Origin of the sequence: Microbacterium sp. 69-10, from assembly GCF_001897945.1 — a bacterium.
Classification (GTDB): domain Bacteria; phylum Actinomycetota; class Actinomycetes; order Actinomycetales; family Microbacteriaceae; genus Microbacterium.
This window is the reverse complement of sequence record NZ_MKRT01000025.1, coordinates 11639-19074: the sequence shown is the minus strand read 5'-3', so window position 1 is coordinate 19074 and position 7436 is coordinate 11639. Positions and strand designations below refer to the sequence as shown.

Annotated in this window: 8 protein-coding genes, 1 other RNA gene and 1 pseudogene; 7 read left to right on the top strand and 3 right to left on the bottom strand. The window is 70.8% G+C overall.

Going from position 1 to position 7436, the window contains the following annotated elements; all coding sequences use genetic code 11:
* Together BGN97_RS12995 and BGN97_RS12990 are read right to left on the bottom strand one after the other, a co-directional pair.
* Nucleotides 1-490: pseudogene (locus BGN97_RS12995) on the bottom strand (isoprenylcysteine carboxylmethyltransferase family protein); the annotation flags it as partial.
* Complete coding sequence (locus BGN97_RS12990) at nucleotides 487-1326, bottom strand: aldo/keto reductase (protein WP_292702259.1); 840 nt, start codon at nucleotides 1324-1326, stop codon at nucleotides 487-489. The gene BGN97_RS12990 and the pseudogene BGN97_RS12995, both read right to left, overlap by 4 nt.
* Nucleotides 1327-1419: 93 nt before the next feature.
* Here BGN97_RS12990 and BGN97_RS12985 point away from each other — a divergent pair, with 93 nt between their 5' ends.
* The 4 genes from BGN97_RS12985 to BGN97_RS12970 all read left to right on the top strand — a co-directional run bounded on the left by BGN97_RS12985 (nucleotide 1420) and on the right by BGN97_RS12970 (nucleotide 4778).
* Nucleotides 1420-2154, top strand: coding sequence for a C4-type zinc ribbon domain-containing protein (locus BGN97_RS12985; protein WP_292702257.1), 735 nt, complete (start codon nucleotides 1420-1422; stop codon nucleotides 2152-2154).
* Between the two features lie 28 nt (nucleotides 2155-2182).
* Nucleotides 2183-3946: a bifunctional 3'-5' exonuclease/DNA polymerase gene (locus tag BGN97_RS12980; protein ID WP_292702255.1), complete on the top strand. Its 1764-nt coding sequence runs from the start codon at nucleotides 2183-2185 to the stop codon at nucleotides 3944-3946.
* A 29-nt stretch (nucleotides 3947-3975) separates the two neighbouring features.
* Nucleotides 3976-4341: RNase P RNA component class A (gene rnpB / locus BGN97_RS12975), an RNA gene on the top strand.
* A 137-nt stretch (nucleotides 4342-4478) separates the two neighbouring features.
* Entirely contained in the window at nucleotides 4479-4778 is a 300-nt protein-coding gene (locus BGN97_RS12970) for a hypothetical protein (protein WP_292702253.1), read from the top strand.
* A gap of 71 nt (nucleotides 4779-4849) precedes the next feature.
* Here BGN97_RS12970 and ppgK read toward each other — a convergent pair whose 3' ends face one another.
* A complete protein-coding gene (gene ppgK, locus BGN97_RS12965) occupies nucleotides 4850-5596 on the bottom strand; it encodes a polyphosphate--glucose phosphotransferase (protein WP_292702250.1) in 747 nt (248 codons plus the stop codon).
* Between the two features lie 67 nt (nucleotides 5597-5663).
* Between ppgK and BGN97_RS12960 the strand changes: the two genes are divergently transcribed.
* The 3 genes from BGN97_RS12960 to BGN97_RS12950 all read left to right on the top strand — a co-directional run.
* Entirely contained in the window at nucleotides 5664-5888 is a 225-nt protein-coding gene (locus tag BGN97_RS12960) for an SPOR domain-containing protein (protein WP_292702247.1), read from the top strand.
* A gap of 2 nt (nucleotides 5889-5890) precedes the next feature.
* Nucleotides 5891-7228, top strand: coding sequence for a glutamine synthetase family protein (locus tag BGN97_RS12955; protein WP_292702244.1), 1338 nt, complete (start codon nucleotides 5891-5893; stop codon nucleotides 7226-7228).
* Nucleotides 7229-7237: 9 nt separating this feature from the next.
* Nucleotides 7238-7436, top strand: a 199-nt coding sequence (locus BGN97_RS12950) for a hypothetical protein (RefSeq protein ID WP_363331434.1), incomplete at its 3' end; no start/stop codon positions are given.

Here is a 7436-nt window from a genome sequence, read left to right as displayed (position 1 = left end):
CGACCACGAGGCAGACGCCCCAGAAGACCACGATCTGGCCGGCCGTGCGCAGCAACTGAGTTCGCGGGGGCGCCGACGTGGCCTCGCGCGCACGGAACGGCCCGACCAGCAGCCACTCCGAGGGAATCCGGTTCAGCCGGACCAGCAGCAGCGCGCCCACCGAGCTGACCGACGCGGCGATCATGAGCAGGGATCCCCACCCGGCGAGCGACGTGATCGTCGAGTACAGGGCCATCGCCGCCGTGACCAGCACCGTCCAGCCGGCGGCGGCCTCGGCGGCGAACCGCACGCCCCGTGCGGCGAGCGCAGACGCGATCACGAAGAGGGGGATGTCGACTGCGGCGACCAGCCCCGCGGGGAGGTCGCCGAGCGTCAGCATCCGGATGCCGGGGGAGAGCGCGACAGCAGCCCACCACAGCGCGCCCGCGGCGGCCTGAGCGCCGAAGTACGCGCGCCCCCAGCGGGAGTCCAGACGTGCGGTGAGGGTCACATCTCCTCGTGCACGGCGGGGTCGGCGTCGAACAGGCGGCCGTCGGCTCGGCCCAGCGCCGTGATCGCCTCGACCTCGGCCGCGTCCAGCACGACGGCCGCGGCGGCGAGGTTGGCGCGCTGATGATCAGCCGACGACGCCTTGGGGATCGAGACGGTGCCCCGCGCGACGTGCCAGGCGATCACGGTCTGCACGGGACTGATGCCGTGCGCCTGCGCGATCTCGATGATCACGGGCTCCTCGACGACCTCCTTCGCGCGGCCCAGCGGGCTCCACGCGACGGTCAGGATGCCGCGCTCGGCGTGCAGCGCCAGAGCGTCTGACTGCGGGAAGTACGGATGCACCTCGATCTGGTTGACGACGGGCCGCACGCCCGTCTCGGCCTCGATGCGGTCGAGGTGCGCCGCGAGGAAGTTCGATACGCCGACCTGCCGGACGAGGCCGTCGCGCTGCGCGTCGACGAGCGCCCGCCACGCCTCGCCGTAGAGGTCCCTGCTCGGGTTGGGCCAGTGGATCAGGTGCAGGTCCGTCGCGTCCAGGTGCAGCCGGGCCCGGCTCTCCTCGATGCTGGTGCGCGCCTTCGCGCTCTCGTGATGGCGGCCGGGAAGCTTGGTCGTGACGATGAGGTCTGAGCGGTCGACTCCGGATGCCGCCACCCCCGCGCCCACGATCCCCTCGTTCTCGTAGTTGAACGCCGTGTCGATCAGGCGGTAGCCGGAGCGGATGCCTTCGGCCACGGCATCCGCTCCGGCCTGCCCGCGCAGACCGTAGGTGCCCAGCCCGACGGCGGGGAGGGCGAAGCCGTTGTGCGCGGTGAACTGAGGGATGGCGGCCATGGGACTCCTTCGGATCGACGTGCGGCCAGCCTACGCGCCGGGCCCACGCGGTGCGCGTCGACGGGACCACCCGCACCGGATAGATTTGACAGCGTGAAAGCCACCCCCGAGAACCAGCGCACCCTGCTCGAGATCGCCGAACTCGACCGTCGGCTCCAGCAGGCGGAGCGTGCTCGCACGCAGCCCGCGCAGGGCGCACGCATCAACGAGCTCGCCGGCGTGCGCAAGCAGCAGCTGGCCGAGCTGACCTCCCTCGCGGGAGCCCTCGACGACGCGCGTGCCGAGCTGAAGCGCCTGGAGTCGGACGTGGCACTCGCGACCCAGCGCCGTGATCGGGACGGCGAGCGGCTGACCTCGGCGACCGACCCCAAGCAGGCTCAGGCGCTGGAGAACGAGATCGACAGCCTGACCCGTCGCATCTCCATGCTCGAGGACTCCGAGCTGGAGGTCATGGGGCGCGTGGAGGAGGCGCAGGCGGCCGTCGACGCCCAGCAGGCGCTGATCGACCAGACCCAGTCGGAGGGCGCCGCGCTGACCGCTGCGGCGAAGGCCGAGATGGCCGCCGCCGCGACCGAGTCCGAGCACCTCACCCGCGATCGCGCCGCTCTCGCCGGCACCGTCGCGGCAGATCTGATGGCCGAGTACGAGCGGCGCTCCGCCCGTGGCGGGATCGGCGTCGGGCTGCTGCGCCGCGGCGTCTGCGAGGGATGCCGCATGGTGCTCGCCGGCACCGACCTCACCGAGGTGCGCAAGGCCGCACCGGACGAGGTGCTCTCCTGCCCCGAGTGCGGGGCGATCCTCGTGCGCACGGAGGAGTCCGGGCTGTGACGCGCGTCCGGCGCACCGTCGCCGGTTCATGACGGGAACGACGTCGGATGCCGGTGGTAGACCGGATGCCGTGAGTTCGCCCGCACCGCCGTCGACGCCGCCGCACGTCCTGGTGGCCCGCGCCGATGACGGACGGGGCTGGATGCTGGCCGTGCTGGAGGATCCGCTCGCGGCCGTCGAGACGGAGCGCGTCTCCGACGAGGAGCTGCCGGATCGCGTGCGGGAGCTGGAGGAGCGTCGTTCGCCGCGCTGGACCGTGCGCTCGCTGCGCACCTTCTACCCGCCGCTGCTCGCCTCCGGCATCCGGCTGCGCCGCGCGCACGACCTGCTGCTCTGTCACGCCATCCTGCGGGACACGGCATCGCTGGCCGAGCCTCTGCCCCCGTCGCCGCGGTGGGTGCGCACCGACGAGGTGCAGGACGCCGCTGTGCAACCGGGTCTGTTCGAGGTCGATCTGCCGAGCCTGCCGCGCTCCGACGACTTCGACGAGGCGCTGACGCAGTGGCGGGCCCAGCAGGGAGCTCTCAGCCGCGCGCCCGATGCCCGGCTGGCTCTGCTGTGCGCCGCCGAGTCCACCGGCGCGCTGATCGCGGAGGAGATGACTGCGGCTGGACTGCCCTGGAGCACGGCGATCCACCAGCGCATCCTGGAGCAGGCACTGGGGGCCAGGCCGCTGCGCGGGGCGCGGCCCGCGCGCATGGCGGCACTGGCCACGAGGATCGCGGATGCGCTGAACGACCCGGACCTGAACCCCGACAGTCCGCCGCGGGTGCTGCGCGCGCTGCACCGTGTCGGGGTGTTCGTGGATTCGACCTCGAAGTGGGAGCTGTCCGAGATCGATCATCCGGTGGTGGAGCCGCTGCTGGAGTACAAGAAGCTGTCGCGGCTGTTCGCCGCCAACGGCTGGGCCTGGCTCGACGAGTGGGTGCACGAGGATCGCTTCCGGCCGGTCTATCTGACCGGGGGCGTCGTCACCGGTCGGTGGGCATCCTCGGGCGGCGGAGCGCTGCAGATCCCGCGGCAGCTGCGCACGGCCGTGCACGCCGATCCGGGCTGGACCTTCGTCGCCGCCGACGTGGCGCAGCTGGAGCCCCGCGTCCTGGCGGCGATGTCGCACGACGCCGCGATGGCGGACGCTGCGCGCGGCGCCGATCTGTACGACGGCGTCGTGCGCTCGGGGGCGGTCGCCACGCGCCAGGAGGCCAAGTACGCGGTGCTGGGAGCCATGTACGGTGCGACCACGGGCGAGAGCGGTCGCCTCGTGCCACGGCTGCGCTCGGTGTATCCGCGGGCGATGGGGCTGGTGGACGCCGCGGCGCGCACCGGGGAGGAGGGCGGCGTCGTCAGCACGCTGCTGGGTCGGAGCTCGCCGCGCCCGGACGAGGCCTGGCGCCGTGCGCAGTCGCAGGCCAGCGATCCGAGTGCGGGAGGTGCGGACGAGTCGCGTGCGCGCAGTCGCGCCAGGGACCGCGGACGCTTCACCCGCAACTTCGTGGTGCAGGGCACGGCCGCGGAGTGGGCGCTGCTGTGGCTCGCCGAGATACGCCACCGCCTGATGGCGCTGCCGGCGGCATCCGCTCCCGCCCCGGCATCCGGCCCGGTCTTCTCCACGCGGGCGCACCTGGCGTTCTTCCTGCATGACGAGGTGATCGTGCACTGCCCGGCGGAGCAGGCGGATGCCGTGGCATCCGCGGTGCGCGGCGCCGCCGAGGCGGCGACAGCACGCCTGTTCCCCGGGTTCGCGATCGATGTGCCGCTGGATCTGCACATCAGCGCCGACGCGGGGAAGTGACGCGCGTCCCGGTAGAATCGGAGGGCGAGCGGGTCGGCCGGACGGTCGCGTGGCGCGAGAGCGCACCGAGGAACGTCCGGGCTCCGCAGGGCAGGGCGGTGGGTAACACCCACCCGGAGTGATCCGCGAGAAAGTGCCACAGAGAGAAGACCGCCCCCGTCCTCGTGACGCGGGGTAAGGGTGAAAGGGTGGTGTAAGAGACCACCGGGGGACATGGTGACATGTCCCGCCAGGTAAACCTCGCCCGGAGCAAGACCAGACAGAGGACGTCGACGCGGCCCGCCGAGTCCTCGGGTAGGTTGCTGGAGCGGCACGGCAACGTGTCGCCGAGAGAGATGGCCGTCAAGGGAGCTCGAGCTCCTGAACAGAACCCGGCGTACAGGCCGGCCCGCTCGCATTTCGACCCGTCCGACAGGGGTTCCCCGGTCGGACGGGTCTCTCCGTCTTCGGGAGAATCCTGATTCCCGCGTAATGAAAAGGGCCGACACGGCGTCTCTTCTGTGTCGGACACGCACAGCACGCAGGGAGCACGATGAACACGCTGGCCATCCAGTTCGCGGTCGCATCCGTGATGGTGCCCGTAGGTATCGCGGGGGCGGTGATCGCCGCGCTCAGCGCGGTCATCACCTGCGTCGTGCTGATCAGGGGGAGCGACGAGATCGGCATCCCCATCGCCGGATGGATCGTGGGGACCATCCTGAGCCTGGCTGCGGCCTTCGTCGAACTGACGCCCACCGTCGTCGCCGCGGCAGCCGGCGCGGTGCTGGTCGTGGTCGCGCTCGTCGTGCTCGGCGGGCGGCGCGCTCACTCCCGCCGGCTGCACACGCGCTGACCCGCGCGAGCTCCACAGGCATGCGAAAGGCCCCGATCATGCGATCGGGGCCTTTCGGGCGTTCGTGGGTCCTAGTCCGCGGCGAGCGACGCGGCGCCGATGATGCCGGAATTGTTGCGGTGCACCGCGTTGATGATCGGCGTCTTCAGCTCCAGCAGCGGAATGAACTTCTCAGGGTTCTTGGAGACACCACCGCCGACGACGAAGAGGTCGGGGCTGAACAGGAATTCCACGTGGCTGTAGAACTCCTGCAGGCGTGCCGCCCAGTCCTCCCACGAGAGCTTCTCGCGCTCCATGGCGGAGGACGCCGCCCAGCGCTCGATGGACTCGCCCTTGCGGTCGAGGTGCCCGAGCTCGGTGTTGGGGATCAGTACGCCGTCGTACAGGAAGGCGGAGCCGATGCCGGTGCCGAGTGTCGTCAGGACCGTGAGGCCCTGCACATCACGCGCCGCGCCGTGACGCGCTTCGGCGACGCCGGCTGCATCCGCATCGTTGACGAAGGTGATGTGCCGGCCCAGGCCGTCCTCGAAGAACTTCTCGGCCGCGAATCCGACCCAGTCCTTGGAGATGTTGGCAGCCGACAGCGTCTTGCCGCGCTTGACGATCGCGGGGAACGCGACTCCCAGCGGCAGGTTCGACTTGGACGCTCCCAGAGTCTCCAGCACCTCGCGCACGGTCTCCAGCACGTCGGCGGGGTGTGCGCCCTCTGGAGTCGGGATGCGCACGCGATCCGAGTCGAGCGTGCCGTGCTCGAGGTTGACGATTCCTGCCTTGATGCCGGTGCCGCCGATGTCGACGCCGATTGCCTGCTGTGCCATGTCGAACAGCCTATCCAGATCGGTCCGGACGATTAGGATCGTGACAGATCCCGACGAAGGAGCTGACATGGCTGACGGCGACGACAAGTACTGGTACAACCTCAGCACGGGCGAGGTGGAGTTCGGCATGCTCTCCGCCGCGGTCGACCGGGTGGGTCCGTTCGACACGGCCGACGAGGCTGCGCATGCCCCCGAGAAGCTCCAGGAGAGGTCGCGGGCCTGGGCGGAGGACGACGCCGCCGACGATTCCTGGGGAAGCTCGTCCCGCGCCGGCTCCGGCGACGACGAGTGAGCATGGACAAGCAGCGCGATTTCGTCCTCCGCACGATCGAGGAGCGCGGCGTCAAGTTCGTGCGCCTGTGGTTCACCGATGTGATCGGCACCCTCAAATCGGTCGCGATCGCGCCCGCCGAGGTGGAGGGCGCGTTCGCGGAGGGCATCGGCTTCGACGGCTCCGCGATCGAGGGCCTGACCCGCACGTTCGAGTCGGACCTGCTCGCGCAGCCCGACCCGTCCACCTTCCAGATCCTGCCGTGGCGCGGGGAGGTCGACCCGACCGCGCGGATGTTCTGCGATCTGGCGACCCCGGACGGCCGCCCCGCGGTCTCCGACCCGCGCAACGTGCTGCGCCGGGCGCTGGCGAAGGCGGCGGACGCCGGGTTCACGTTCTACACGCACCCGGAGATCGAGTTCTACCTGCTGAAGTCCTCGCAGGTGGGGCCGGACGGCCCCGTCCCCGTCGACTCGGCCGGCTACTTCGACAACGTGCCTGGCGGCACCGCGCACGACTTCCGTCGCAGCGCGGTGCGGATGCTGGAGGACCTCGGCATCTCGGTCGAGTACAGCCACCACGAGGGCGGCCCCGGCCAGAACGAGATCGATCTGCGCTACGCGGACGCCCTCACGATGGCCGACAACATCATGACCTTCCGCACGGTCGTGAAGGAGGTCGCGATCGAGCAGGGCGTGTACGCGACGTTCATGCCGAAGCCGCTCAACAACCACCCCGGCAGCGGCATGCACACGCACCTGTCGCTGTTCGAGGGCGACGTGAACGCCTTCTACGAGGCGGGCGCGGAGTACCAGCTGTCGCTCACCGGCCGGCGGTTCATCGCGGGCCTGCTGCGGCACGCCAACGAGATCGCCGCAGTGACCAACCAGTTCGTCAACTCGTACAAGCGCCTGTGGGGCGGTGACGAGGCGCCCAGCTTCGTCACGTGGGGGCACGCGAACCGCTCGGCCCTCATCAGGGTGCCGATGTACAAGCCGAACAAGGGCCAGTCGACGCGCGTGGAGTACCGCGCCCTCGACTCCGCCGCGAACCCGTACCTCGCATACGCGCTGATGCTGGCCGCCGGTCTGAAGGGCATCGAGGAGGAGTACGAGCTCCCGCCCGAGGCGGAGGACAACGTCTGGTCGCTGAGCGACTCGGAGCGCCGCGCCCTCGGGTACGCACCGCTGCCGGCGAGCCTGGACCACGCGCTGGAGTACATGCAGGACTCCGAGCTGGTCGCAGAGACCTTGGGGGAGCAGGTCTTCAACTACGTGCTGCTGAACAAGCGCAAGGACTGGGAGGCGTACCGCGGGCAGGTCACCCCGTTCGAGCTGCAGAACAACCTCGGGCTGCTCTGAGTCCCAGTCATGGCACGACCTGATGCGTCCGTCTCGCTGTCGGCGCTGGCCCGGCTCGGCTTCGTCGAGCTGACGGCCGCGTCGGCCGCGCTCTCCGAGCTGGCCGAGCTGACCGGACTGGACCGCGCCGAGCTCATCGACGGCCTGGGCGCCGCGGACCCGGATGCCGCTGTCGCGGGCATCCTGCGCATCGCCCGCCGCGATCCCT